Annotated in this window: 25 protein-coding genes; 12 read left to right on the top strand and 13 right to left on the bottom strand. The window is 70.0% G+C overall.

Annotated features, from left to right (window positions below; all coding sequences use genetic code 11):
• Positions 1-191: 191 nt before the first annotated feature.
• The 5 genes from HOV77_RS31440 to HOV77_RS31420 all read right to left on the bottom strand — a co-directional run bounded on the left by HOV77_RS31440 (position 192) and on the right by HOV77_RS31420 (position 4,244).
• On the bottom strand, positions 192-1,034 hold the full coding sequence (locus HOV77_RS31440) for an alpha/beta hydrolase (RefSeq protein ID WP_290868904.1): 843 nt from the start codon (positions 1,032-1,034) through the stop codon (positions 192-194).
• A 39-nt stretch (positions 1,035-1,073) separates the two neighbouring features.
• On the bottom strand, positions 1,074-2,009 hold the full coding sequence (locus HOV77_RS31435; protein ID WP_290868901.1) for a beta-ketoacyl-ACP synthase III: 936 nt from the start codon (positions 2,007-2,009) through the stop codon (positions 1,074-1,076).
• A gap of 298 nt (positions 2,010-2,307) precedes the next feature.
• Positions 2,308-2,865, bottom strand: coding sequence for a dihydrofolate reductase family protein (locus HOV77_RS31430; RefSeq protein ID WP_290868899.1), 558 nt, complete (start codon positions 2,863-2,865; stop codon positions 2,308-2,310).
• A gap of 29 nt (positions 2,866-2,894) precedes the next feature.
• A complete protein-coding gene (locus tag HOV77_RS31425) occupies positions 2,895-3,290 on the bottom strand; it encodes a VOC family protein (RefSeq protein ID WP_290868896.1) in 396 nt (131 codons plus the stop codon).
• Between the two features lie 30 nt (positions 3,291-3,320).
• Positions 3,321-4,244 carry a LysR substrate-binding domain-containing protein gene (locus HOV77_RS31420; protein WP_290868894.1) on the bottom strand — a complete coding sequence of 308 codons (924 nt, stop codon included), beginning with the start codon at positions 4,242-4,244 and terminating at the stop codon, positions 3,321-3,323.
• 79 nt (positions 4,245-4,323) lie between these two features.
• Between HOV77_RS31420 and pseI the strand changes: the two genes are divergently transcribed.
• Complete coding sequence (gene pseI / locus HOV77_RS31415; RefSeq protein ID WP_290869112.1) at positions 4,324-5,376, top strand: pseudaminic acid synthase; 1,053 nt, start codon at positions 4,324-4,326, stop codon at positions 5,374-5,376.
• A gap of 63 nt (positions 5,377-5,439) precedes the next feature.
• Here pseI and HOV77_RS31410 read toward each other — a convergent pair whose 3' ends face one another.
• From HOV77_RS31410 to HOV77_RS31400, 3 genes are all read right to left on the bottom strand, one after another.
• Positions 5,440-9,219 carry a S8 family serine peptidase gene (locus tag HOV77_RS31410; protein WP_290868892.1) on the bottom strand — a complete coding sequence of 1,260 codons (3,780 nt, stop codon included), beginning with the start codon at positions 9,217-9,219 and terminating at the stop codon, positions 5,440-5,442.
• A 127-nt stretch (positions 9,220-9,346) separates the two neighbouring features.
• On the bottom strand, positions 9,347-9,961 hold the full coding sequence (prfH, locus tag HOV77_RS31405) for a peptide chain release factor H (RefSeq protein ID WP_290868890.1): 615 nt from the start codon (positions 9,959-9,961) through the stop codon (positions 9,347-9,349).
• Positions 9,958-11,145: an RNA ligase RtcB family protein gene (locus tag HOV77_RS31400; RefSeq protein ID WP_290868887.1), complete on the bottom strand. Its 1,188-nt coding sequence runs from the start codon at positions 11,143-11,145 to the stop codon at positions 9,958-9,960. Before HOV77_RS31400 ends, prfH begins: the two co-directional genes overlap by 4 nt.
• A gap of 254 nt (positions 11,146-11,399) precedes the next feature.
• Between HOV77_RS31400 and HOV77_RS31395 the strand changes: the two genes are divergently transcribed.
• Positions 11,400-11,882: a hypothetical protein gene (locus tag HOV77_RS31395; protein ID WP_290868885.1), complete on the top strand. Its 483-nt coding sequence runs from the start codon at positions 11,400-11,402 to the stop codon at positions 11,880-11,882.
• 12 nt (positions 11,883-11,894) lie between these two features.
• On the opposite strand, the gene HOV77_RS31390 is transcribed toward HOV77_RS31395, so the two are convergent.
• Positions 11,895-13,028 (bottom strand): LCP family protein, encoded by a 1,134-nt coding sequence (locus HOV77_RS31390; protein ID WP_290868882.1) that lies wholly within the window; start codon positions 13,026-13,028, stop codon positions 11,895-11,897.
• 298 nt (positions 13,029-13,326) lie between these two features.
• Here HOV77_RS31390 and HOV77_RS31385 point away from each other — a divergent pair, with 298 nt between their 5' ends.
• On the top strand, positions 13,327-13,914 hold the full coding sequence (locus tag HOV77_RS31385) for a TMEM165/GDT1 family protein (RefSeq protein ID WP_290868880.1): 588 nt from the start codon (positions 13,327-13,329) through the stop codon (positions 13,912-13,914).
• Positions 13,915-13,930: 16 nt separating this feature from the next.
• Here HOV77_RS31385 and HOV77_RS31380 read toward each other — a convergent pair whose 3' ends face one another.
• Complete coding sequence (locus HOV77_RS31380) at positions 13,931-14,098, bottom strand: hypothetical protein (RefSeq protein ID WP_290868877.1); 168 nt, start codon at positions 14,096-14,098, stop codon at positions 13,931-13,933.
• A gap of 59 nt (positions 14,099-14,157) precedes the next feature.
• Entirely contained in the window at positions 14,158-15,738 is a 1,581-nt protein-coding gene (locus tag HOV77_RS31375) for an HNH endonuclease signature motif containing protein (protein WP_290868874.1), read from the bottom strand.
• Between the two features lie 129 nt (positions 15,739-15,867).
• On the opposite strand from HOV77_RS31375, the gene HOV77_RS31370 reads away from it, so the two are divergent.
• Complete coding sequence (locus tag HOV77_RS31370; RefSeq protein WP_290868871.1) at positions 15,868-16,353, top strand: SigE family RNA polymerase sigma factor; 486 nt, start codon at positions 15,868-15,870, stop codon at positions 16,351-16,353.
• A gap of 1 nt (position 16,354) precedes the next feature.
• The gene (locus tag HOV77_RS31365) at positions 16,355-17,257 is read left to right on the top strand and encodes a hypothetical protein (protein WP_290868868.1); all 903 of its coding nucleotides are present in this window, start codon (positions 16,355-16,357) and stop codon (positions 17,255-17,257) included.
• 294 nt (positions 17,258-17,551) lie between these two features.
• Here the strand turns inward: HOV77_RS31365 and HOV77_RS31360 are convergent, their stop codons facing one another.
• On the bottom strand, positions 17,552-17,926 hold the full coding sequence (locus HOV77_RS31360; RefSeq protein ID WP_290868865.1) for a cupin domain-containing protein: 375 nt from the start codon (positions 17,924-17,926) through the stop codon (positions 17,552-17,554).
• A gap of 75 nt (positions 17,927-18,001) precedes the next feature.
• Here HOV77_RS31360 and HOV77_RS31355 point away from each other — a divergent pair, with 75 nt between their 5' ends.
• The 7 genes from HOV77_RS31355 to HOV77_RS31325 all read left to right on the top strand — a co-directional run bounded on the left by HOV77_RS31355 (position 18,002) and on the right by HOV77_RS31325 (position 24,921).
• Positions 18,002-18,472 (top strand): MarR family transcriptional regulator, encoded by a 471-nt coding sequence (locus HOV77_RS31355; RefSeq protein ID WP_290868862.1) that lies wholly within the window; start codon positions 18,002-18,004, stop codon positions 18,470-18,472.
• 16 nt (positions 18,473-18,488) lie between these two features.
• On the top strand, positions 18,489-19,706 hold the full coding sequence (locus HOV77_RS31350; RefSeq protein WP_290868860.1) for an MFS transporter: 1,218 nt from the start codon (positions 18,489-18,491) through the stop codon (positions 19,704-19,706).
• A 19-nt stretch (positions 19,707-19,725) separates the two neighbouring features.
• On the top strand, positions 19,726-20,142 hold the full coding sequence (locus HOV77_RS31345) for an ASCH domain-containing protein (RefSeq protein ID WP_290868857.1): 417 nt from the start codon (positions 19,726-19,728) through the stop codon (positions 20,140-20,142).
• 64 nt (positions 20,143-20,206) lie between these two features.
• Positions 20,207-21,523 (top strand): DUF1800 domain-containing protein, encoded by a 1,317-nt coding sequence (locus HOV77_RS31340; protein ID WP_290868855.1) that lies wholly within the window; start codon positions 20,207-20,209, stop codon positions 21,521-21,523.
• Positions 21,524-21,534: 11 nt separating this feature from the next.
• Entirely contained in the window at positions 21,535-22,779 is a 1,245-nt protein-coding gene (locus HOV77_RS31335) for a DUF1501 domain-containing protein (RefSeq protein ID WP_290868853.1), read from the top strand.
• 56 nt (positions 22,780-22,835) lie between these two features.
• Complete coding sequence (locus HOV77_RS31330; protein WP_290868851.1) at positions 22,836-23,984, top strand: hypothetical protein; 1,149 nt, start codon at positions 22,836-22,838, stop codon at positions 23,982-23,984.
• A gap of 76 nt (positions 23,985-24,060) precedes the next feature.
• Positions 24,061-24,921 (top strand): alpha/beta hydrolase, encoded by an 861-nt coding sequence (locus HOV77_RS31325; RefSeq protein ID WP_290868848.1) that lies wholly within the window; start codon positions 24,061-24,063, stop codon positions 24,919-24,921.
• Here the strand turns inward: HOV77_RS31325 and HOV77_RS31320 are convergent.
• Positions 24,918-25,351 (bottom strand): hypothetical protein (locus HOV77_RS31320; protein ID WP_290868845.1); only part of this gene is annotated, 434 nt, incomplete at its 5' end. The genes HOV77_RS31325 and HOV77_RS31320 overlap by 4 nt on opposite strands.

Here is a 25,351-nt window from a genome sequence, read left to right as displayed (position 1 = left end):
GCCCCCACTCCTTGCCCAACAGGCTCCAACCTTCGTCTCGCGCCGGGGAGCGCTTGCGCGAGCCGCCAGGAATGCAGTCAGTGTGTCGTAACCGGAAACGCCCTGATCAACGCATCGCGCCGAGCGTCGCGGATGGTCGCCCACGGCCGCGCCGCTCTCACAGCCGGGCCGCTCTCACAGCCGGGCCGCTTTCACCGCCGGGCCAGGAATGTGTCCACTATGGAACGGAATGCGGCGGGCTGCTCGAACCAGGGGAAGTGCCCGCTGCCGTCGATCACGGCGATCTCCCCGGCCGGGAACAGCCGGGCCAGCTCGGTCACCGGGCCGACGCCGACCCCCGTGTCCTGTGCTCCCGCGACGACGAGCACCGGAGCTTCGACGGCCCGCAGTCGCCCGGCGAGATCTTCGGGCGGCTCGACACTGAAGTACGCCCGGTTGGCTGCGTACCTGTAGTGGAACTTGCGCGCGTGCTCCTGCTCGGCCGGACCCCATTTCGCGTACGACACCGGCGCGACGCGGGCGTACCAGGCGGTGAGTCCTTCCTCGTCGTGCTGTTCGGGACCGGTCTGCCAGGCCGCGTACGCCGCGTCGAAGTCGGGGTCGCCGCGCCGGGCCTCCGTCACTTGGTCGACCCCGGGCCCGCCCGGGATCAGGTACCCGGTCGGTGGCGTGACCAGCACCAGTCCGCCCACGTACGCCGGGAACTGGGCGGCGTAGGAGATGGCTAGCCGCGTACCGGCGGAGTGGCCGAGGAGGACGACACGGTCGAGTCCGAGATGCCGCCGGAGGCGGTCGACGTCTTCGGCCTGCCGCCAGAACGAGGCGACCTCGGGATCGGCGGGCAACGGTGAGTCACCGACCCCGCGCAGCTGCGGAACGACCAGCGAGCGTACGCCGGACAGCCCGGCGAGATCGTCCAAGTAGGACGGATGAGCGGCTGCGCCACCGGCCAGGACGACGATCGGCTCACCGTCTCCGGCGCCCAGCCGGTCGTAGTGCAGGTCGGCGTCGTCATGCGTGCGATAGGTGTTCATCCGGCGTCACGTTACCCGGGCTGCACTCCCGGCCACTCGTCACGGACAGCGGATCACCTGTCCCGCGTACGCCAAACCACCGCCGAAGCCGAGTAGCAGCACCGGCGAGCCGGGGGTGAGTTCGCCGCGGCGCAGCAGTTTGGAGAGCGCGATCGGGATGCTGGCGGCCGAGGTGTTGCCCGATTCGGTGACGTCCCGGGCGACGATCGCCTTGGGCGCGCCGATACGCTGCGCGACCGGCTCGATGATCCGGAGGTTGGCCTGGTGCAGCACGACGCCGCCGAGGTCCTCCGGGCTGATCTCGGCCGCGACGCAGATTTCGCGGGCGATGTCGGGCAGCGTGGTGACCGCCCAGCGGTATACCTTCTGCCCGGCCTGGCTGAACTTCTGATCCCCCTCGATGACGACGGCGTCGCCCATCTCCGGGAACGATCCCCAGACGACCGGGCTGATCGCGGGCTCGTCGCTCGCCGTGATCACGACCGCGCCCGCACCATCGCCGACCAGTACGCACGTCGTCCGGTCGGTCCAGTCGGTGAAGTCCGAAAGCCGCTCCGCCCCGATCACCACCGCAGTCGACGCCGATCCCACTCGGACGAGCGCATCTGCAGTGGCCAGCGCGTGGCCGAACCCGGAACAGGCGACGTTGACATCCATGACGGCCGGAGAGCCGAGCCCGAGCCGCCGGGCCACTCGCGCGGCGATGTTCGGGCTGCGGTCGAGCGCGGTGCAGGTCGCGACGATCACGAGGTCGACGTCCGCCGGATCGACACCACCCTGGCGCAGCGCGTCGGCGGCGGCCTCGGCCGCGAGCAGGTCGAGCGGCTCGTCCGGCCCGCCGATCCGGCGTTCGCGGATGCCGACCCGGCTCCGAATCCACTCGTCGTTGGTCTCGACCAGCTGAGCGAGGTCGTCGTTGGTGAGGACCTTCGCGGGCTGGAAGTGGCCCGCTGAGACGACTCGGGAACCGCGCATCGCCGTCACCTTCCATGATCGCTGTCTGTAGACAGTGTCTACCACGCGGCATAGACACTGTCTACGGCGCGTTCACAGCGTGAGAAGCCCACTTCGGCGCGGCCAGCGTTTGGGCGCGGGGGCTTTCGGCCTCAGCTTCGTCCGCTCACAGTCGCGATGATCGTCGGAAGCCGACATTCTTGGCGGTCCGCGCCGGCATGATCGTCGGCTTCCGACAATCGTGGGCCGAATCGTGCACTGATCGTCGGCATCCGACGATCATGAAAGAAGTCAGCGCCAAGACTGTCGGAAGGCGGCGTCACCCGGTGATCGGGTGGTACCGCACGTTGAGGACGGCGGCGGGATCGCCGGCGCCGGCGCGCCCGAGCCGGATCGTCGGGCCGCCGGGGTTGTCGTAGAGACGTTTGCCTGAACCGAGCAGCACCGGCGCGATGTGCAGATCGATTTCGTCGATCAGGCCCAGTTCCAGCAGCTGACGACCGATGGTCGGCGAGAACACCTCGAGGTTCTTGCCCTTGGCGGCCTCGAGTCCGATCCGGGCGGCTTCGGCGACGTCACAGCTGAGGAATGTGACGCCGGGAGTGGGCGTCGCGTCCTCGGGGTGGTGGGTGAGCACGAACAACGACCCTTCCCAATCCCCGCCGTATGGGCGCGCCTTGTTGATGACCTCCCAGCCGTCCCGGCCGGCCAGGATCGCGCCCGTCGTCTGCACGTACTCGTCGATCAGTCCGGGCCGGATAGTCGCGCCGAACATCCAGTCCATCTCGTGGTTCGGCCCGGCCACGAAGCCGTCCAGCGACATGGTGAAGTGCCACAGCACTTTGCCGCTCGCAGTCTGCGGCGCGAAGTCGATCATCTGATCCCCTTCAGAATCACTCGGCGTATTCACACTAGGAACAGGCACAGCGGATGCCCGGACGGATCGAGCACGACCCGGAGGTCCGCGCGGTCCTGCGGCTCGGCGAGCGTCCCGCCGAGGGAGAGCGCCAGCGCGACCGCCTCGGCCAGCGCCGCCTGCTCGTCCTGCCCGTCGGCCGGTTCCACCTTGAGATCGAGGTGGATCATCTTCTGTTGCCGGTCGGGCTGCTCGGGCCAAGTCGGCTGGACGAAGTCCGGCGTCCGCTGGAACGACAGGCCGGTCGCGCCGCCCGGATCACGCATGAGCACCCAGTCCGGTTCGGTGTAGGTGGGCTCCCAGCCGAGCAGGCCGCCGTAGAACCGGGCCATCGCGTGAGCGTCGGAACAGTCGAGATTGACCGTACGCAGGGTCACAATCGCCATTCCGCGAACCCTAGCCGCGGGCTGTGACAGTCACTCCCAGCTCTCGTCGTGACGCGCGTCGGCCACCGCCTGCCGGAGCAGGCGTACGGGTTCGGCGTCGGCCCGGTCGGGATGCCAGACCAGCACCCAGGCGTACGCCCGATCGCCGGTGAGCTCCGGTTCCAGTCTTCGCCGGGCGGTGCCGGCCGGATGCGGCGTCGAGCGCAGGCTCAGGGTCACGCAGACGCCCTCGGCGACGAGGTCGAGCGCAGCCGTCGCCGTCGCGGTGCTTACCGCGTACCGGACGGGGTCGAAGCCGGCCCGGTGGCACGCATCCACGACGAACGCGTTCCACTCTGGGGCCAGCCCTTCGTTGGGCAGGTAGAACGTCTCCCCAGCAAGGTCGCCGAACGGAATCCGGCGACGCCGGGCGAGCCGATGCCCGGCCGGCAGGATGAGGTCGACCGGTTCCCGGCGCACGACCTCGTACGCGAGATCCGGATTCACTGCGCCTAGTCCGCAGAAACCCGCGTCGAGGTCGCCCGCGAGGATGCGGCGGCGCTGGCTGACGCTGCCCTCCGCGCCGACGACGACTCGGGCCTGCGGCTGCGCCCGGCGCAACCGGCTGAGCACCGCGCGCGGCGTGGCGAGTTCGGCGTCCAGCACGTCGACGCGGATCGCCGCGTCCTCCCCCATCGCGGCGATACCCGCCCGGAGCGCGGCGACCGCCCGTTCGGCGTACGGGTGGAACGCCTGCCCGGCCGGGGTCAGCTCGACGCCGCGGGTGGTGCGGTCGAAGAGGCGGCTTCCGGCGTATCGCTCCAGGCGGCGGACCTGGTTGCTCAGTGCCGGCTGGGACACGAACAGCCGCTGAGCGGCCCGCGTGAAGTGCAGCTCCTCGGCGAGGACGAGGAAGTAGCGCAGCAGCCGCAGGTCGATGTCGTCGGCGACGGATGCCCCCTGACCTGGATTCATAACCAGATCCTGTCACTGCGGCGCGCTCATGTCTTGGACCCCGCCCGGGCGTACGCCGCAGACTCGGGTCATGACTTCGATCAAGGATGAGATCAGGATCGGTGAGCAGCCGGTCGGGCCGGGGCATCGGCCGTTCGTCATCGCCGAGATGTCGGGTAACCACAACGGTTCCCTGGAGCGGGCGTTGCAGATCGTCGACGCGGTCGCCGAGTCCGGTGCGCATGCGTTGAAGTTGCAGACCTACACCCCGGACACGATCACGATCGACGTGGACACCCCGGAGTTCCGGATCTCGGCCGGGCACGACCTGTGGGGCGGCGAGTCGCTGTATCAGCTGTTCCAGAAGGCGCACACGCCGTTCGAGTGGCACCAGCCGATCTTCCAGCGGGCCGCGTCGCACGGGCTGACCGTGTTCTCGGCCCCGTTCGACCCGACCGCGATCGAGCTGCTGGAGTCGTTGGGCGCACCGGCGTACAAGATCGCTTCGTCGGAGCTGGTGGACCTGCCGCTGATCCGGCTCGCCGCGCAGACCGGCAAACCGTTGATCATCTCCACTGGGATGGCCAGCGTCGCCGACATCGCCGCCGCGCTGGACACCGCCCGTGGTGCGGGTGCGACCCAGATCGTGCTGCTGGCCTGCACCGCGTCGTATCCGTCGCCGCCGCAAGACTCCAACCTGCGGCGCATCCCGATCCTGGCCGAGGCCTTCGGCGTACAGGTCGGTCTGTCGGATCACACGCTCAGCATCGGGGTGCCGATCGCCAGTGTGGCGTTCGGGGCGACCGTGATCGAAAAGCACATCACCCTGGCCCGGGAGGACGGCGGGGTCGACTCGGCGTTCTCGATGACCCCGGCCGAGATGCGTGCCCTGGTCGACGAGTCCGAACGTGCCTGGCTCGCCCTGGGCAGTACGCACATCGGCCCGACCGAGTCGGAGAAGGAAGGCCTGCGGTTCCGCCGTTCGCTGTACGTGGTCGAAGACGTCCAGGCCGGTGACCCGGTCACCCCGGCCAACGTGCGCTCGATCCGGCCCGCCAACGGCCTGCCCCCGATCGAGATCGACAAAGTCCTCGGCCGCACCTTCACCCGCGACGCCGCCAAGGGCACCCCACTGAGCTGGGACCTCATCTGAACCGACCAGACGTGAAACGCGTGGACGCCGGGGCGCGAGCACCCCGGCGTCCATATAGAGTGACTACTGCACGCCGTACGCCCGGATGATCGTCTGCTGGACGCCGTTGCCATGCTCGTCGGTCAGATCGACCCGCAGCGAGACGTACTTGCCCGCCCCAGCCGACTGGTCGACCGTCGCGGTGAAGCCGGCACCCGACCGGGCCACCGGGACTTCCGTCCAGGTCGTGCCGTCGTCGACCGAGACCCAGGCCTTCGCGGCGACGATCGTGCCCGCGTCGTAGTCCCGCTGCCCGGTCGCACCGAAGCCCAGCTGGAATCCGGCCCTCGCCGGGGTCAGGCTGCGCTGGTCGGCCGGGATGTCGTAGGTCGGGACCAGCAGCGGCAGCGCGTACAGGCCGGCGTCGGACGGCCGGGCCGAGCGGAACCGGAACGACGTGTCCGTCCGCCGGAACATGTTCCAGCCCGGGTACCAGACGGGGTTCGTGCTGAACCGGCCCGTCGAGACCTTCAGCTCGTACGCGCCGTCGGCGTCGGGCACGTCCCACAGCCCGGACGGCCACGCCGACTTGCCGAGGCTGACGCCGTCGCGAAGCAGCTCGGCGTTGCCCCCGTCGCCGAAGGACCCGCCGCCGCTCCAGTGGTCGGGATCGCTGTCGCCGAACGGCAGCATCGCCATGCCGATCAGCCCTTCCTGCCGCTCGCCGATGTGCTCGGGCGACCAGTCGGCCCGCCGAGTGCCGGTGGACCGCACCGGAGCCTTGTACCAGTCGGCGGTACGCGCCGAGCCGGCCGCGTACGTGCGGGGCACGTCCAGCATGACCTCGGAGAAGACGCCTGCCCCGCCCACCAGCGACTGCCACTGGCGTCCCGCCGTGAAGTACGCCGTCCGCGTGAACGGCGCGGCGAACTTCTGCTGGCTGGACGTGATCGTCACGGGGAACCCGTCCCAGTACGCGCGGACGAAGTCGATCAGCGGCCGGTCGGTGCGCTGGGCGTAGAAGTTCTCCGTGACGCTGGCCAGGTCGTCGTCGCGGACCCACTTCGTGACGTCGGGCTGGGTCTTCTTGGTGTCGGTGAAGGCCAGGTTGTAGACGTACGGGCTGGCGGCCGTGCCCTGCCAGGCCAGGGTCACCGGACCCGCCGCCAGTGCGGCCTGCAACGCGGTGGTGTCCGCCCCACTGACCGTGACTCCGGGGACCGTGGTGGCGACGGTCGCCACGCCGGTCCACCGGCCTGCCGCGGCCTGCCCGAATACCACCGCCTTCGCACCCGCGGCTGCCGCCGCGGTCAGCACCGTGCCGATGTTTCCCGCGCCGACGACGAACGCCACCTTGCCGCTGACTCCGGCCGCGGCGAGCTCAGCCGCCGTGCCGGTGCCGGCCGCGACGACGTCGGCTTGCCCGTTGCCGTCGAACTTCACCGGCATGAGCGGGCCGAAGGTCGGGGTGGCGATGTACTCCGCGCCGAGTGTGAGCCCACCGGTGGTCCGCAGCGCCAGCTCCGGCGCGTACATGCGGTAGAAGGTGCCGACGGTGAAGTCGCCGTTGATCACGGGCTTCGTCCGTCCGATGTAGACGTCGTCGACCGAGCTGCCGCCGACCATGCCCGCGGCCAGGTAGACGCCGTCCCAGTCACGGACGAACTCCACCGCCGTGGACTGCGCCTCCAGCGGCCGGTTGCCCCGGACCTCCTGACGGACGGCGTCCCGCGCGTCGTAAGTGATGGTGTGGTCGACGTCGTCGTTGTTGATCCGCAGGTCGGGATCGCCGAGGAAGCTGATCGACTTGACCAGCCCGGCTGCGCCGGTGGTGCCCTCGTCCCGGCTGGCGATCACTGCGGTGATCGAGTAGCTGCCTTCCCGCAGGCGGAGCACCGGGTCTGTGGTGAACACGGTGAACCGCTGCGCGGTGAGCCGGTCGGCGTCGACGACGTCCACGAACGACGGTGACGCCGGAGCTTGGCCACGGCGGTCGAGCACGTGCAGGTTCACCGAGACGTAGTGCGGCTCCAGGTACGCCCCGACCGCCGTCGTGACGGTGGCTCCGTCGGCGGCGGTGGCGACCAGGCGTCCGCCGACGTTTCCGTACGCCGCAGCCGTCTGGTTCTTCGCGGGGTCGAAGACGACCGGCACCGTGGCGGTTCCCTGGGCGGGCACCGTGACCTTGGAGGCACCGACGGTCAGGGTCTTGTTCGCCAAAGCGGTGCCGTCCTCACCGGTCGCGCCGACGATGGCGAGGTCGAAGGTGACCGCCTTGTCCCCCGTGTTGGTGAGGGTGACCGGCGTCGTGACGGGGTCCTGATGCAGATGCGGCCAGCTGAACGAGCCGGCATACGCCGTCCCCGGCCCGAAAACCGTCGCCGTCAGCGGCTTGTACGCGTCGAGCAGACCGCTGCCCTGTTCGTACACCGTAGCGGTGGTGCTGGGCGTGGCGGCCGAGATCAGCGCCGTCTTGCGTTGCTGCGCCGTCCAGTCGGGGTGCCGCTGCTTGAGCAGGGCGGCCACGGCGGCGACGTGCGGGGTCGCCATCGAGGTGCCGGACATCGCGATGTAGCCGCCGGTGTTCAGCGCGGCGGCGACGATGCCCACGCCCGGCCCGGCGATCTCCGGCTTGACCGTGTGCCGGCCGATGACCGGGCCCCGGCTGGAGAACCAGGCCGTCCCCCCGGCTGAGTCGACCGCGCCGACCGTCAGTACGCCGGGAGCACAGCCGGGCGCGCTGATGGTCTGCAGCGCCGGCCCGGCGTTGGCGGCCGCGACGACGAAGAGCGTCTTGCTCTGCTCGGTCAGCTTCTGTGCGGCCACCCCCATCGGATCGGTGCAGTCGGAGGGGCTGCTGCTGCCGAGGCTCATGCTGACGACGTCGGCCCCGGAGTCGACCGCCCACTGCATGCCGGCGATGATCCAGGAGTCCTGCCCGCTGCCGGCGTAGTTGAGCACCTTGCCGACGAGCAGTTTCGCACCGGGTGCGACGCCTTTCTCCGTCCCGCCCGACGCCGCGCCGGTCCCCGCGATGGTGGAGGCGACGTGGGTGCCGTGGCCGTTGCGGTCGACGGCTCCGCCGCTCTCGGTGGTGAAGTTCTTGGCGTTCACCACCTGCCCGGCGAGGTCGGGATGGGTGGCGTCGTATCCGCTGTCGAGCACCGCGACGGTCACGCCCGCGCCGTCGAACCCGGCCGCCCACGCCTGTGCGGAGTGGATCTGCGCGTTGCTCTCGGCCATGTCGGCGGTGACCTTGCCGTCCAGCCACAGCTTGCCGATCTCCGGCCCCTCGCCGTCGGTCAGATCCCGCCACAGCTCGGCGGTCTTCTCCTTCGCGGCGGTCAGCGCGACGGCGTCGGCGATCGGCAGCGTCGCGGCGACGCTGGTGCCGTCGAGCGGCTTCGGTGCTTCCCGCGTACGCGCGACCTGGCCGGCGTAGGTGGCGAGCAGGGGCAGCTGGCCGGTCGCCGCGTCGTCGTAACCCTGGCGGGCCAGCGCGGTGACGTTGAACAGCTCCTCGTCCAGCTTGCCCTGGCTGATCAGCGGCATCGCCTGGGCGGGGATGACGTAGAGGTCGCCGCGGAACTGCCGGGTCACGTAGCCGTCGGCGGCGGCCGGCCCGGCGATCAGCGTGGCGGCCGGATGACCCTGCGCGTCGATGGTCAGCAGCGCGCGATCGCCCGTGATCAGGGTGATCTCCCGGCCGGCGGCCGCTGCAGCCGAGGAGGCCGACCCGGCCGAGCCGACGAGCGGGTGGCTCTCGGCGGCTCCCGTACGCGTCGGGACGGCTAGCACTGACAAGGTCAGCGTGGCGGCCGCGGCGATGCGTACGCCGCGCGTCCGTCTGGAATGGACATGCATGAGGGGGTTTCCTTCCGCGTGCGCAGATCCTGGTTAGCGATCCTGGCAGCGGCGGGTTGCCCTGGATACGTTTCCGGCTGGCGGCTTTACGAAATGACGCAAAGCCGCCAGCCCACTGTGGATAGCTTCAGGGGCGCTCGACCCGCGTCGGATTGCCCCGGATCAGCTCGTCGTGGATTCGCCATCGACCGGCGACGAGCTCACGCCCGGCCGCCTCGTCCCGCTCGGCGATCCGGCTGCGAAGCAGCTGCATCGCGATGCGGCGGTTCAGTGCGAAGTGCCGTTCGGTGTCCACCACGACGACCGTGCCGGTCGGCCGGTGCGTCGCCCGTACCGCCGTGCTGGCCTTGTTGCGGTGCTGGCCGCCCGGTCCGCCGGTGCGGCACGCGACGACGTCCACCTCGGACTCGTCGAATCCGATCCGCTCGGCGTCGACCTGGCACGGCTGGGCGGTGACGTACCAGTTCTTCCGGCCCACCGTCCGATAAGGACTCGGCGCTTGCCAGCACAGCGTTCCCGTCCAGCTCGCTGCGAACGCCGCCACGGCTCCGGTGTCCTCGCCGTCGAGCGCGACCAGCACCGACAGCAGCGTGCCCGGCCGCTCGCCGCGCACGGTCTCGATCCGGCGAGCGGTCACCCCGCGTCGCCCGGCGTCGGCTTCGAGCCGGCGGGCCAGCATCGCTACAGCCCACGCACATTCCTGCGGGCCACGTCCAGCCGACAACAGCAGGTGTACGCTCACCGCCGGCCCCGCTTCCGCCGGTCGCGTCGGGCATCCCCGTCAGCGGCGCCCGCCTCGGCGGTCTTGTAGGTGACGAGGGGAATCGTCGTGGCGATCGGCGTCGCGAGGTCATGCCCGACGAGGTCGCCGATCACCTGCTCGATCCGCTTGTACGCCGTCGGCGCCTCCTCGAACAGCAGCTGCCGGTCGCCGCAGACCACCACCGAGCCGACCGGCGTACGCCGCAACTCCTCGACGGTGTGCTTGGCGCGACCGCGCCGCAGCGCGTCGGCGCGCGACATCTTACGTCCGGCCCCGTGCGCCACGGAGTAGTTCGCCTCCGCCCCGGCATGCGCCGCCACCAGGTAGGACGGCGTACCGCGGGTGCCGGCGATCAGCACGTCGCGACCGTCGCCGCGGGCGGCTCCCTTGCGGTGCAGGTAACCGCCGTCGCGTACTTCGACGAGGTTGTGGCATTCGTCGACGATCGGGTCGGCCGGTTCGGCTCCCAACGCGTACGCGACCCGGGCTGCCATCAGCCGCCGGTTGAGCGAACCCCACCGGACGGCGTCATCATGGGCGGCCAGGTACGCCGTTGGATCGGCGGCCGGACCCGCGCCGTGGACCTCGGTGTGCTCACGAAGAATCCGCTCGCCGAATCCCCGGGAGCCACTGTGGACGATGAGGACGAGGTCGCCTTCGGCGAGCTCAATGCGCTCGGCGTGGGCGGCCGCCAGGATCGGGCCGACCCGGGCGAGTTCGACGAAGTGGTTGCCTCGGCCGACGGTGGCCAGGCTGTCGAGGTGACCGGCCGGGATGTTCGCCATGATCTCGCCGTCGAGCACCGACCAGGCGGGGTCGTCGGCGTCCACCGCCGGATGCAGCGGCACGTCGAGGTCGGGGAACCGGGCCGCGAGCTTCTCGGGCACGACGCGCTTGAGCCGGATCGGGAAGACGGCGATCCCGCAACCGATGTCGGAGCCGACGAGTAGCGGATAGAGCACGGACGACGACATGGCCGCGCCGATCGGGGCGCCCTTGCCGGGGTGGAGGTCGGGCATCCCGGCGACGTGGATCATGCCCGGCAACGCCGCGACCTGATGGCACTGCGCGACGGCGTCGGACTCGATCCAGCTGGTGGGCGCGGCGAACACGGTGACAGTGGCCGTACCGGATTCGGTGACGGCCGCGAAGGGCTGAGACAAAAGAAGACGCTCGCTTCGGGAGGAAGAACGGACTCGGAACCGGAGGTGCGCGTCAGTACGTCATGCCACGAGGATCGCCGAAGCCGGGGATCTGGCCAACCGATTTTCCGGACGGCCTGACTATCCCGATCGCCTGACTTTTCCTGACAGCCTGACGACATTGCCGAGCGGGGTTTGCCCTCGGGGGCCACACTAGGTGCGAAGACACTTGATCCACTCCGGCCAGATCCGGCGAGATCCCCTGGGAGATGGCGATGCCGACCGCCCCCGACGAACCGACCGTGCCCGTGCACGGCCGCGCCGCCGTTCCGACCACGGTCCAGGACTATCCCGTGACGGCCGTGCCTTACGACCGCCCGCCGCGGCGGCCGACGGTCAAGATCCTGACCGGGCTCGTCGTGGTCCTCCTGATTGCGCTGACCGCCGTGACGGGCTACTTCCTCTCGGCCGACAAGGCCCACCGCGAGCGAGAGGACCAGCTCGCCGCGCAGGTGGCCGACGGCCAGCGCAAAGTGCAGGAGCTCCAGGCGCAGGTCGCGGCGGCCCAGGCGGACGCGGCCAAGGCCCGGGCCGAGAACGCCGCGAGCGGCGGCACCGACACCGGCAAGGTCGAGCAGCTCACCAGTTGCTCGGACGCGTTGAAGAGCGTTCTGAGCGCACGATCGGGCGCGGACTTCAGCAAGGCGTACAAGGCCATGCAGGAGTTGTGCAAGATCGCCGGGATTCCCCTGTTCTAGGCCGCCGGGGTGCTAAGCGGCCGGAATGCTCAGGTACTCGGGGTTGTCGGTGATGAAGTCACCCAAGGTGTCGGTCTTGACGGCGGCGAGCATGTCCTTCGTGCCCTGGGTGATTCCCTCGCAACTGCTGCCGATGTCGTAGGCGCATTCAGCGAAGTGGCCGCCGTTGGTCTTGAGCGTGATCAGGTCGGCGGCGGCCAGCGACTTCAGCGAGAAGACGAAGTCGTCCCGGGGTACGCCCTTGGTGTCCATCTTCAAGGAGCTCCCCGCCGCCTTGAAGATCTCCGACAGCTTCCCGGGATTGGTCAGTACGCCCGCGCTGGTCGCCTTCTTCGCCATCGACTTCAGCAGCTGCTGCTGGTGCTTCTGCCGGTCGTAGTCGCTGTTGGGCAGCCCGTAGCGCTGGCGCGAATAGTCGAGCGCCTCCCAGGCGGCCATGTCCCGGCAGCCCTTCTGATGGATCCAGCTGTTCGGCAGGGGCTTCTCACCCTTGTAGCTGTAGTACTCGGGCTGGCCCTTGGAGTTCTTGATGTAGTGGCTGGACCAGGTGTTCTTCTCGACGCACATGTGTACGCCGCCCATCGCGGTGATGACGTTCTTGAAGCCGCTGAAGTCGATGACGACGACGCCGTTGAACGTGATCCCGGCGAGTTGTTTGATCGTCTTCTCCGTCAGCCCGGCTCCGCCCTGCCAGCCGACGCCCCGCTGCGCTCCCTTCTCATAGGCCGCGTTGATCTTCATGATGCTTCCCTTGAACCCGGACTTCGACCAGGCGGGAATGGGCACGGCGAGGTCTCGGGGCAACGAGATCAGATACGCCTGATCGTGGTCGGCGGAGATGTGCAGGATGATGATCGTGTCCGCCCGCGCGTCGTTGGCCGCCCAGCCCTCGCGGTGGTCGATACCGAGCAGCAACAGCGTGATCGGGCCCTTCAACGCCTTGCCCGCGGAAACCTTCTCGACCGGCGCGCCCGATTCGCTGGTCGTCCCGGTCTCGATGCCTCCCGTCAAGTCCCCGAAGTACTTGCCGACCATGGCCATGCCGCCGAATCCGGCCAGGCCCACCAGCAGGCCCAGGGTCACGACCAACCGCGCCCACACCGGCGACTTGACCTTCGTCTTGCGTACGCGCCTCGACTCAGCCATCCGGCCCTCCCCCGCTAGCCCGTCGTGAAGGAGACGGAATCGGGACCCCGAAACGTTGCCCGTGGCCTTGATCACGTCGTCGCCCGCCCGTAACCGACGGCCCGGTAGCCTCATCCGCAGCGAAGGGGAGTAGCCCCCCACGGAGTGGTCGACACACTGGTCCCCCGGGACCCGGTCCTCCGGCCCGCACTCGGCGTGACCGAGGACGGGTGGGCGAGACCTTCGGCTCAGGCAGCCATGCCGGGTCGAGGTCGTCGCACGCGTTCTCCTCCCGGCGTACACCCCGGGAGGACGCACAGTGGAAGGTTTCCTGGTCGCGCTCGCGATCAGTTTCGGCGTGGTCTTCGTCGCCGAACTCGGCGACAAGTCACAGCTCATGGCGATGACGTTCGCAACGAGATATCGCGCAACGACGGTGTTGGCAGGCATCAGCATCGCCACCGCGGTAGTGCACCTGGTCTCGGTCGCGATCGGCTACGGACTCGGGGCGGCCTTGCCGACCGGGTGGATCGGCTTGGCAGCCGGCATCGCATTCCTCGGGTTCGGCGCGTGGACGCTGCGCGGTGACAGCCTCACCGACGACGAGAAGGCCAAAGCCGGTCGTGCCGGCCGATCCGCGCTGTGGGCCGTCGGCGGCGCATTCTTCCTCGCCGAGCTCGGCGACAAGACGATGCTGGCCACGATCACCCTCGCAACTCAGCACGGGTGGTTCGGCACCTGGATCGGCTCGACCGTCGGCATGGTGGCGGCCGACGCCCTCGCGATCCTGGTCGGACGCTGGCTCGGCAAGGCGCTGCCGGAGAAGGCGATCAAATACGGCGCGGCCGTGCTGTTCGTGATCTTCGGCGTCTGGCTGCTCATCGACGCGATCGGCCAGCTCACCTGAGTCGCGCCGCTGGCGGTCACTTCAGCAGCTCCGCCACCCGTCCGGCGAAGGCTCGCGGGTAGGTCAGGTTGCCGTTGTGGCCGCCGGGCAACGTCTCCGGAGCGACACCAAGATGCTCGGCGCGCTCGCCGCGTTCGGCCGGCGTCTCACCCCGGAGACGATCACCGGTTTGCGTCCCTGACACGCCAGCCGTGTCCGCCCGACTGGAACCACTGTGCCCGAACGCTTGCTTGTCCGACTGCATCAGCAGCGTCTGTGCAGGGTGTTCTGCACGGGCCGTCTGAACGGGTCGATGAAGGCGGGTGGGAGGAATTCGGGGAAGCCGTCGGTTCTGATGCGTACTTGCCAGTGTCCGTGGTGGATCTCGCGGTGGTGGAAGCCGCAAAGCAGGACAGAGTTCGCTAAACAGGTAGTGCCGCCGTCTGCCCACGCCTGGACGTGGTGGCCGTCGCACCACTGCGGTGGGCGATCACATCCCGGGAAGGCGCATCCGCGGTCTCGCAACACAAGCGCACGTCGTAGCGGGCCGTCGATGAGGCGGCGGGCGCGGCCGACGTCGAGGACCTGCCCGTCACCGCCCAAGACGGCGGGGATGATGACCGCGTCACAGGCGAGGCGGCGGACGGTTTCCGGGGTGAGCAGGTCGCCGGTGTCCAGCAGCCCGGCGCCGACCTTGGCCTTCAGCTGCTCCCACGGCAAAGTGACCGTGAGATGCGGTTTCTGGCCACCATTGTCCGGCAGCTCCCCCGCGTGCAGGATCCGCTCACACAGCTCAATCAGCGCATCCGCCCGGCGGGCACCGGCCGACCGCAGATCCGGATCACCCGGCAACACCCGGCCCGTCCGGCCACTCCCGCCGTGCGACGGATGCGCATCGCCTGCCAGATCCGCCTCGGCCGCCGTCGCCAAGCCGGGTACCGTGCCGCCACCTGCCGAACGCGCGCCGCCAGCCGCGTCTGAGCCGCCAGCCGCGATCGCGCCGCCAGCCGCGGTCGCCACGCCGCCGAACACCGGATGATCGCCGCTGCCGCCGGGGCGCGTGCCAGATCCGCCGAATGCTGCGCCGAGGTCCGGCTGGCCGCCGCTGCCGTCCGGGAAGTCTGAGTTGTCACCGCTCAGCGTTTGGTCTGCCGTGGCGATAGGTGCGGGCCGGCGCGGTGCCGACAATGGATCCAACGCGGCGCGGAGGATCGCAGCCATCTCCGCGTCCAGGATGCCGCGGATGCGGTACTCGCCTTCACCGTTCGGGATCAGGGTGAAGTCACGCCGGTCGTGCGCCGACCGCTCGGCCCGCTCCAACTCCTTGCGCAGGCGTTCCTCGGCGATCTCCGGAGCCACCAGCTCCAAGATCTGCCGCTTGTGCCGCTCCAGCACGTCGGGCCGTTCCCGCTGCTCGACGGCCAGCTTGGTCAGCACCTCGGCTGCTTTGGCCTTGCCCTGCTCACCGACCGCGTTCGGCAGCCCGTGCACCGTCGACGCGATCACCTGCGCCTGCTCGACGTTCACCCGCCCAGCGGCGAGAGCTTCCTCCAGCACCGGCACCGTCGGCAGCAACTTCGCCAGTTTGGCCATGTCCTTGGCGGTGGTGTGCTTGACCGCCAGCAGAAACGTCAACCAGTTCGCCGTCCCAGTGGCCCCAGCGTTGTACGGCACCTCCCGCCCCTCGGCCGTCCCCACCAACGCGAGCAGCCGGGCCGACAACCGCTGCACCAACGCAAACGTACGGCGCACCTCATCGGTGATCTCGGCGTCGGAAAACGTCCACAGGGGACCAGCAGCAAGCTCGGCGACATCCGCCTCTGCCTGCGCCAATGCCCCGTTCACAGATCAACATTAGAACGAAGGTATGACACCTTCCAGGGGGTCAAGGTCGCGAGAAAGTGCCACGATCACAGGCCCGAAATTGTCCGCACTGCGTCTCAACTTTTACGGGTATTCGTGCGTACATGATGTGTGACCGAAGCCGGGCAGACCAAGGACGCCGAGTTCGCGGAGTACTTCTCCGCTCGCGCGGCTCAGCTGCGCCGTATCGCGTACGCCTTGTGCGGCGACTGGCATCTTGCCGAGGACCTGGTTCAGCACACGTTCGTGCAGCTCTATCGGCATTGGCGGCGCATTCAGCCGGCCACTCTCGACGCCTACACACGACGGACGCTGCTCAACGCGTACCTGAGTAATCGAAGAGTGAGCAAACGCGAACGTGTCGTGGCCGACGTGCCGGACCACCCGGCGCCTGGCCAGGGCGGTACGGACACCGACGTGCTGGCGATGCTCGCGCAGCTCCCGCCGCGGCAGCGTGCGGTGATCGTGTTGCGGCATCTGGAGGATCTGCCGATCGCCGAGGTCGCGGAGCTGGTCGGGATGAGTGAGGGATCGGTGAAGAGTCAGTCGTCGCGGGGGCTGGCGTTGTTGCGGTCGCGGCTGGTCAAGGAGGCGTGAGATGAGCGAAGACTGGTTCAGCGACGCGTTGCGGGAGCAGATCGGACGCGCCGAGCCGCCGTTGGGCATCACGGCCCGGCAGGCCATCGCGGCCGGGCGGCGCAAGCGGCGGGCGGAGATGTTGCGCATGGCCACCGCCGCGATGGGCGCGGGTTTCGTGCTGTTCGGGGCGGTCTTCTACCTGGAACCCTTCGCCGGCGGCGCGGCGGCCGGGCCGTGCGACACCACCGTGCCCACGAACGCGCCGACGCCGCTGCCGGCCGGTTCGGAGTTCCCGTTCGGCGACAACCTGCCCGGCGTCGGGCCGAGCACGGACGCCCAGGCTCAGTCGGTTGAGCCGACCGGGCTGCCCAGCTCCAGCCACCAACCGAAGGAACCGGACGTCCCCGATTCGGTGTCGCCGGAACAACTCGACAAATTCACCTGCGCCGTACGCCGTGGTGTGGCCGCCGTCCTGCCCGGCACGAAGTTCGCCCAGCTGCGGGACGCGTACTGGACCGGGCCGCCGCCGCTGACGGCGGGCGTTTCGACGGGTTTCGCCATGACCAGTGGCGGGGTCCTGGCCGGGGCGGCAACTCAGGACCGGCTCGGCCGGGGTTCCGTCGTCATCGAAGCCGGCCCCGTTCGAGCTCGGCCCGAACCCGATCGCTGTTTGACCGGGACGCTGTGCACTCTGCGTACGGGTCCGCACGGCGAGGTCATCGAGGTATATCAGACCAGCGACCCGGACGGGATGATCGGCTACGTCCTCTATGTCTACACCGGACAGACTGCTGTTGTTGCGCGTACGCACAACACCGCTGACGCTGACGGGCGGTGGCCGGTCAGCCGGCCTACGCCTCCGCTGACCTTGGACCAGCTTGTCGCTGTCGCTTGCGACCCTGACCTGGTGCTTTGGCGCTAGCTTTCGCGGTGCGCTCGCGGGGTGGTCGGGCTCGCGGGGGCGGGCTCACGCGGGGTGGTCGGGCGCGCGGGGTGGTCGGGCGCGGGGGGTTCGCGTTTTCCGGGATAAACGCGGTCTCGCACAGTGTTCGAGGCCGCGTTATCCCGGAAACGCGGGACGACCGCCCCCAACACGCGGGACGACCGCCCGGAAAACGTGCGACGCCCGCCCCCAACCCGCGCCGCCCTAAGACGCGACGCGCGCTCGACCACCCGCGAAAGCGCGCCGACCGCCCCAAGAACGAAGGAGGGAGCGTCAGCGAGCCCAAGGAAGCGGAACAGGAGAAGAGTCTCCGGGAACGGAAGCCATCCCGCCGACCGCCATGCATACGAGGATGTCGGCGGGCTCGTCACCGGCGGTGATCTGCCGCTGGACCCCGGCGGGCAGGATCACGGTCTCCCCCGCCGCCGCCTGATCGGTGGCTCCGTCGCAGGTGATGGTGAGTGATCCGGCGAGCACCGTCCAGAGCTGCTCGCGGTCGATGGCGTGCAGCGGTCCGGCGGTTCCGGGCTCCATGCGTACGCGCCAGTTGCACAGCTCGGTGCTGCCCTGGCTCGGTGCGGCGAGGGCCGTGGTGACGGCCGCGGCCGTGGTGATGAGGCGGTCTTCGGTCGGGCGGACGATCTTCATGACGACTCCAAGTCAAGTTGCTTTACTCGCTCGGATGAGTAAAGCAACTTGACTCGGCTGTGTCAACATGGACGGGTGAGGACCGATCCGCTCGCCGACGCCGAGCTGACCTACTTGATGGGGCTGGGCTTCCAGCTGGTGCTGGGCGAATTCGTCCGGCGCATGGACGCCGCCGGGCACAGTGACCTGCGCCCCGTGCACGGCGCGGTGTTCCAGGCGTTGAAGGGCCATGGCGCGACCGGCACGGAACTCGCCGAGCGCCTCGGCGTCACGAAGCAGGCCGCCGGGCAGCTCGTCGACGACTTGGAAGCGCGCGGTTACGTCCGCCGGGAACCCCATCCGGCCGGTGGCCGGCGCAAACTCGTCGTGCTGACGGAACAGGCCGAGACGCACCTGCGCGCGGCGGGACGCGTACTGCATGGGCTGGAGGCCGAACTCGGGGCGAGCCTGGGCGAGGCCGAGCTCGCCGCGTTGCGGACCGGGCTCGCGCGGCTGATCCGCGAGCTCACCGGGGATCGGCTACCCGCGTTGCGCCCGCAGTGGTGAGGGTACTTTCTAGATCATGACGAGCACGCGCGCCGCGACGACGGCCACCTACGCCGCCTTCATCGGCTCGGGCTTCGCCTTCGCCAGCTGGGCCTCCCGCATCCCGCAGGTCCGTGACCAGCTCGAACTCGATCCGGCGACGCTCGGCCTCGTGCTGCTCGCCATCGCGGCCGGCTCGCTGCTCGCGCTGCCGCTGTCGGGCCCGGTGGTCAGCCGGTTCGGCTCCGCCCGAACGGTCACCGCGATGGCGTTGCTGCTGTCGGTGGCGTTGACGGTGGTCGCGCTCGGTGCGCTCGCCGGGGTGTTCCCGGTGGTCGTCGGCCTGGCGATGCTCGGATTCGCCAACGGTGCGTGGGACGTCGCGATGAACGTGCAGGGCACGATCGTGGAGCGGCGGCTCGGCCGCTCGATCATGTCGCGCTTCCACGCGGGGTTCAGCCTCGGGACGGTGGCGGGCGCGCTGCTGGGCACGCTCATGATCGCCCTGAAGGTCCCGGTCACCGCGCATCTGCTCGGCGTCGCGGTGGTCATCGTCCTGACGATCCCGTGGTACGCACAACGCTTCCTCAACGACCGCACCGAGTCGGAGTCGGCTCCGGCGGAGGGCGCCGTCCGGACGAGCCCGCTGGCCGCTTGGCTGGAACCGCGTACGCTGCTCGTCGGGGTCTTCACGCTGGCGTTCGCCTTCGCCGAGGGCACCGGCAACGACTGGATCAGCGTCGCCGCGATCGACGGCCACGGCGTCTCCCCCGCCCTGGGCACATTGGCGTTCGCCGCGTTCCTCACCGCGATGACGATCGGCCGATGGTTCGGACCCGGCATCCTCGACCGCTACGGACGCGTACCGGTCGTGCGGGTGCTCTGCGTCATCGGGGTCGGCGGCGTGCTGCTGTTCGTCTTCGGGCCGAATCCGGCGTACGCGTTCGCCGGCACCCTGCTCTGGGGCGTGGGCGTCAGCCTCGGCTTCCCGGTCGGGATGAGCGCCGGTGGCGACGATCCCCAGCGGGCGGCCGCCCGAGTCTCCGTCATCGCGTCGATCGGCTACTGCGCGTTCCTCGCCGGTCCGCCGCTGATCGGTTTCCTCGGCGAGCACGCCACCGTGCTCCGGGCGCTGACCGTGGTCGCGGTGATGCTCGGTCTCGCCGCGCTGGTCGCGGGCAGCGTACGCCCCCTGCCGGGCACGCCCGCAGTCGAGCAGATGGAGCGCGGAAAAGCAGCCGCGGACAACCAGTGAACGTTGCTAGCCTCGCCCGATGACCGACGATCTTCCGCTGTTCCAGCTCGGGTTCCCGGGTCCGCTGCGTGACCTACTCGTCGCAGCCGTGCTCGACGGCACCAAGACGTCGACCACCGGACTGCTGCAGGACTGGGAGATCGACGGCGATCCGCTGCCCGTCGTCGGTACGCGCGCTGTCGTGCCCGACTCCGACGAGCGCCTGGTCGCCGTGATCGAGCTGACCGAGGTACGCATCGCCCGGATCGGCGACGTCGACCTCGATCACGCCCGTGACGAGGGCGAGGGGTACACCTCGGTCGCGGAGTGGCGCGAGGGGCACGAGGACTTCTGGCACGGGGCCGACTATCGCGGCTGGCTGAACGATCCGGAGTTCACCGTCGGAGACGACACGATGGCGGTGCTTCAGCGCTTCCGCGTGGTCGAGCGCCTCTGACGGTTTACATTCCCCGAACCTCCCCCGGCTGCGCGGCGAAGCGGCCGTCGGTACGGTCGTGGCCATGGCAGACCGGAAGCTGGTCGCGCATCTGTTGCGCCGGGCGACCTTCGGCCCCACCGCGGCCGAGGTGGACGCCGCGGCGGCGCGCGACTATCGCGACGTCGTGGCGGACCTGATCCGCCCGGGTGGGCCGGAGAAGGCCGCGCCGTTGCCGGTCTTCGCCGACGATCCGCTCTTCGGGCGTACGGAGAAGGCGGCCAAGGAGGCCACCCGGGAGCAGCGGGCGCAGGCCCGGCAACTGGCCCGGGACCAGCTCACGACGCTGACTCAGGCGTGGGTGGGCCGGATGGCGACGGCGGATCACGGGTTCGCCGAGAAACTGGTGTTCTTCTGGCACGGGCATTGGGCGACGAGCGCGCAGAAGGTGCAGTCCGCCCGGCTCATGCGTACGCAGCTCGAAACGTTTCGTTCGTTGGGCTCCGGGGACTTCGGCGTCTTCGCCCGCGCGATGGTGCGCGACGCGGCCCTGGTCTACTGGCTCGACGGCCAGCGCAACACGGCCAAGGCGCCCAACGAAAACCTGGCCCGTGAACTGATGGAGCTGTTCACGCTCGGCGTCGGCGCGTACACCGAGGACGATGTGAAGGCGAGCGCCAAGGCGCTCACCGGCTGGAGTCTGGATCGCGCCACCGGCGCGGCCGTATTCACTCCTCGCCGGCACGCCCAGGGCAGCACGACGATTCTCGGCCAGACGTCAGCGCACGACGCGGACTCCTTCGTCCGGCTCCTGGTGGAACAGCGGGCTCATCCCGAGTTCCTCGCGGCCCGGTTCTGGCGGCGCTTCGGCTCCGGGGAGCCCCTGTCTTCGTCCACTCGGGACAGTCTGGTGACGGCGTACGGGAGCGGGCACGACGTCAGCGCGCTGCTGACCGCGTTGTTCACCGCCGACGCGTTCGGCTCCGCCGCCGGTCAGCTCGTCAAGCAACCCGTCGAGTGGGCGGTCGGCGCGCTGCGGCAGCTCGGCGTACCGGCGAAGGGCAAGGCGCTGACCTCGGCGCTGAACGCCACCCGGGGCATGGGCCAGGTGCCGCTGCGGCCGCCCAGCGTCGGCGGCTGGCCGGCCGGGACCGCCTGGCTCACCACCTCTTCCCTGCAGGCGCGGATGCGCGGTGCGGCCGCGATCGCATCCGCTCTGCCAGAGTCCACTGTGTCCGCTCTGGGCTCCGGCTCGGCGGCCACCAAGATCGAGACGCTCGGCCGGCTGCTCGCCGTCGACGCCTGGACCGACCGGACGCACAAGGCGCTCACCGAAGCCGCGAAGAAGCCGCAGCGACTGGTCACCCTGGCGTTGATCAGCCCCGAGTACGCGGTCAGCTGAAGGAGGACCCGATGGACACCGTCACCCGCCGCAAGTTCCTCCTCGCCTCGGGCGTCGTCGGTGGCACCGCGCTGGCCGCCGGAGCGGGCGTCTACACGATCGCCGACATCCTCGCGACCGCCGGGGAGCCGACGGCCGCCGCCGACCGCACCCTGGTGCTCGTCACGCTCTACGGCGGCAACGACGGGCTCGCCACCGTCATCCCGTACGCCGATCCGGCCTACCACGACGCGCGCGGCGAGCTGGCGTACGAGGCTTCGGAGGTGCTCCGCCTCGACGAGCACACCGGACTCAACCCGGCGATGACGGGATTGCATTCGGCGTACGACCGGAAAGAACTGACGATCGTGCGCGGCGTCGGTTACCCGAAGCCCGACCGCAGTCATTTCCGGTCCATGGACATCTGGCAGACCGCGGACCCGGTGCGCCCCGGCGCGACCGGCTGGCTCGGGCGCTGGCTTGACCAGGCAGGCCGGGACCCACGGTCGGCGATCTCGCTGGAGCCGGTGCTGCCCCCGGTGCTCGCGGGGGCGACCTGCGCGGGCGCCGCCGTCCCGCTCGGCAGCGTCGCCGTGCCGAAGAGCGTGACCGACGCGGACCTGCGCGCGCTCGGCGCGGCCATGCCCGGCGAACCGGCGTTGCAGGCGCGCGCGGCGGCGTGCTTCGGTGACCTCGTCAGTGTGGACAAGCTGGTCACGGCGGCGCTCGCCGACGACGACCACGACGGCGCAGACGACGATCACGACCCTGCGACGGGCACCGGCGGCGCGCAGTCTCCGCTGGCCGCGCAGCTCGACCTCGTCGCCACCTGCGTCGAGGCGGGCGTCATGACCCGGGTGTTCTCCGTGTCGATGGGCGGCTTCGACTTCCACGCGGGCGAGAAGGCCGGGGAGCAGACGCAGCTCAAGACGGTCGACTCCGCCATCGGCGGATTCCTCGACCGGATGAAGCGCACCGAGAACGGGCGCAAGGTAGTGGTGATGGTCTACTCCGAGTTCGGCCGGCGGGTACGCGCGAACGCCTCCGACGGCACCGACCACGGCACCGCGTCGAACATCCTGATCGCGGGAGCCGGTGTCGCGGGCGGGCGGCTGATCGGCGACCAGCCGAGCCTGACCGACCTCGACAACGGCGACCTGAAGTTCCACACCGACTTCCGCGACGTGTACGCGGCCGTCCTGACCGGCGTCCTCGGCGCGGATCCGGCGCATGTCCTCAATGGATGGAAGGGCGATCTCGCGGGGCTGTTTCGCTGATCGCGCCCCCTGTGTCGATGCGCGCTGGGACTGTCGTACGACCGCATAATCGACGGATGTCGCGCCGATTGCTCGTCTTGCTGACCGTGCTGCTGCTGACGGGATGCGCCTACCAGGACATGCCCACCACTCCGGAGCCGACCGGCGCAGCCCCCGAGCCCGCGCCGTCCGGCGTGCTCTACGGGCGGGTGCTGCGCCAGGACGGCCGGGCGGCGACGCGCTCCACCGTCGAGGCGTACCAGGTGTCGGATGAAGACACCGTGCGGACCGGCTTCGCGATGTTCTCCCTCGGCCTGTTCTGCCTGGTCCCGGGGTTCTGCCCGAGTCCGGTGCCGGCCAAGGTCGACGAGCGCGGCGGGTACGCCTTTCCAGCCGAGAAGATCAAGCCGGTCAAGAACATCACCGTCACCGCCCGGCATGCGCCCGAAGCCGGGCAGCTGGCGGGGCCGGAGGTCGCGGTCTCGTTCCAGCACCAGACCGGTACGCAGCAACGCGTACCCGACCTGCGCTACTGGGAGCCGCCGATCCGGGTCGACGGATCGGGCGAACGGGTGACCGTCTCCTGGACCGGGTTGCCCGGCGACGCCGAGTACGCCCTGTGGACCCTCGGCGAGAAGGAGCAGCCGCAGTCGACCGGGATCACGACCCACGAGACGCGGGCGGTGTTGGACCGGCGGCCCTACGAGGACCGGGCGGCGGCCGTGATCGTGGTGGCGACGTCGAAGGACTTCCTCTACCGCACCGGCAGCGTCGCGTTGCCGGTCGGCACCGCACCGCCGTCCCGGAACGCCGAGTGCAAGGTGGGCGACGTCGGCAAGCCGCTCGTCTCGGCGGTGAGCCCGTGCGCCCTGACCGACGGCGACCTCACCACCAACGAAGCGGTGCGTACGCCGTGCTCGGCGGGTTCGTCGGCGTGCTCGCAGCCCACCCGGCATCGCATCTGCGTCGACCTCGGTACGCCCCGGAGCGTCTCCCTGGTGGTCTACCGGACTCCGTTCCTCAGCGACGGGACGGTCGTCGAGCTGACCACCGACGGCAAACGGTTCCGCAGCGTGGGGCGTACCTCCGCAAAATCACCGGATGGGGCGAACGACGACATTCGAGTCACCCGGGTCGACCCGCCCACGACTGCCCGGCTGGCGTGCGTACGCAATGACCGCTTCGGTTTCTCCGGATCGGTGCTCGACGAGATTTCCGTCTGGTGACCGATGAGTCCGGCCCGGCCGGCCCGTCTTACCTTTCGTAGAGCACACATTCTCCAAGGAGCCTCAAGGAGCACAGATGAGCGAGATCCAGACCAGCACCGTCGGCGCGCCGGGCGCAGTCATCACCTATGACGTCCGCCCGGCCGACGGCACGACCGAACCGGCCCTGCTCCTCATCGGCTCGCCGATGGACGCGGGCGGCTTCGCCGAGCTGGCCGCCCGGTTCCCCGACCGGACGATCGTCACCTACGACCCGCGCGGCACCGCCCGCAGCCCGAAGGAGGAGCCCGCCTCGCCGTCGACCCCGGACCAGCACGCCGACGACGTGCGCCGGGTGATCGAGGCGGTCGGCGCGCCGGTCGACGTCTTCGCCAGCAGTGGCGGCGCGGTGAACGCGCTGGCGTTGGTCGCGCAGTATCCGGGCATCGTGCGTACGCTCGTCGCCCACGAGCCGCCCTCGATGCCGAACCTGCCCGACCGCGAGGTCGCGTTGGCCGCGGCCAAGCGGTTGAACGAGGTGTACGCCGACCGCGGCTTCGGCCCGGCGATGGCCATGTTCATCATGCTGACCAGTCACCGCGGCGAATACCCGGCCGACTTCGCCACGCTGCCGATCCCGGACCCGGCTGCGTTCGGGCTGCCGACCGAGGACGACGGACGGCGCGACGACGCCCTCATCGGGCAGAACCTGCTGAGCTGCACGCACTACGAGCACGACTTCGAGGCGCTGAAGGCGTCGGCGACCCGCATCGTCATCGGCGTCGGCGCGGAGTCGGAGGGCGAGATGGCCCACCGGGGCGGCGAAGCGATGGCGGCCCGTCTCGGCACCGCTCCGGTCACCTTCCCCAGCCACCACGGCGGCTTCCTCGGCGACAACCCGTGGATGAAGGGCGACCCCGACGCCTTCGCCGCGACGCTGCGTACCGTGCTGGGTTAAGCCGAATCCTCGCCCAGGTGGCGGTGGACGAAGGTCCGCCAGTGTTCCACCGCCCCGGGCGGGGTCACCCCATGCCCGCCCGCGTACGCGATGAGCTGCTTGCCGGGTGAGCCGAGCGCGTCGAAGAGGGCCAGCTGCCCGTCGCGCGCGAAGAGCTCGTCGTCCCACTGCACATGGAAGAGGACCGGAGCCGTCAGAGCGCGCGCTTCCCGGCGTACGCGTTCCGGCCGGGCCAGCCCGGGCGGCATCTCCGGATGCTGTTGGACCAGCCCGAACTTGCCGAGAACCGCGCATCGCAGCCGGTCGCCGAGCGCAGCCGCCACCGGTAGCCCGAGGCGAGCGCCGAGGGAGAGCCCGACGTACGCGACCCGCTCCGCGCCGAGCATCCGGACGACGGCCAGCCAATCGGCCGTCATCCGGTCCAGCACCG

It is taken from the genome of Hamadaea sp., from assembly GCF_013362815.1.
Classification (GTDB): Bacteria; Actinomycetota; Actinomycetes; order Mycobacteriales; family Micromonosporaceae; genus Hamadaea.
The sequence above is the reverse complement of the archived record's forward strand: the minus strand, read 5'-3'. Positions and strand labels throughout refer to the sequence as shown.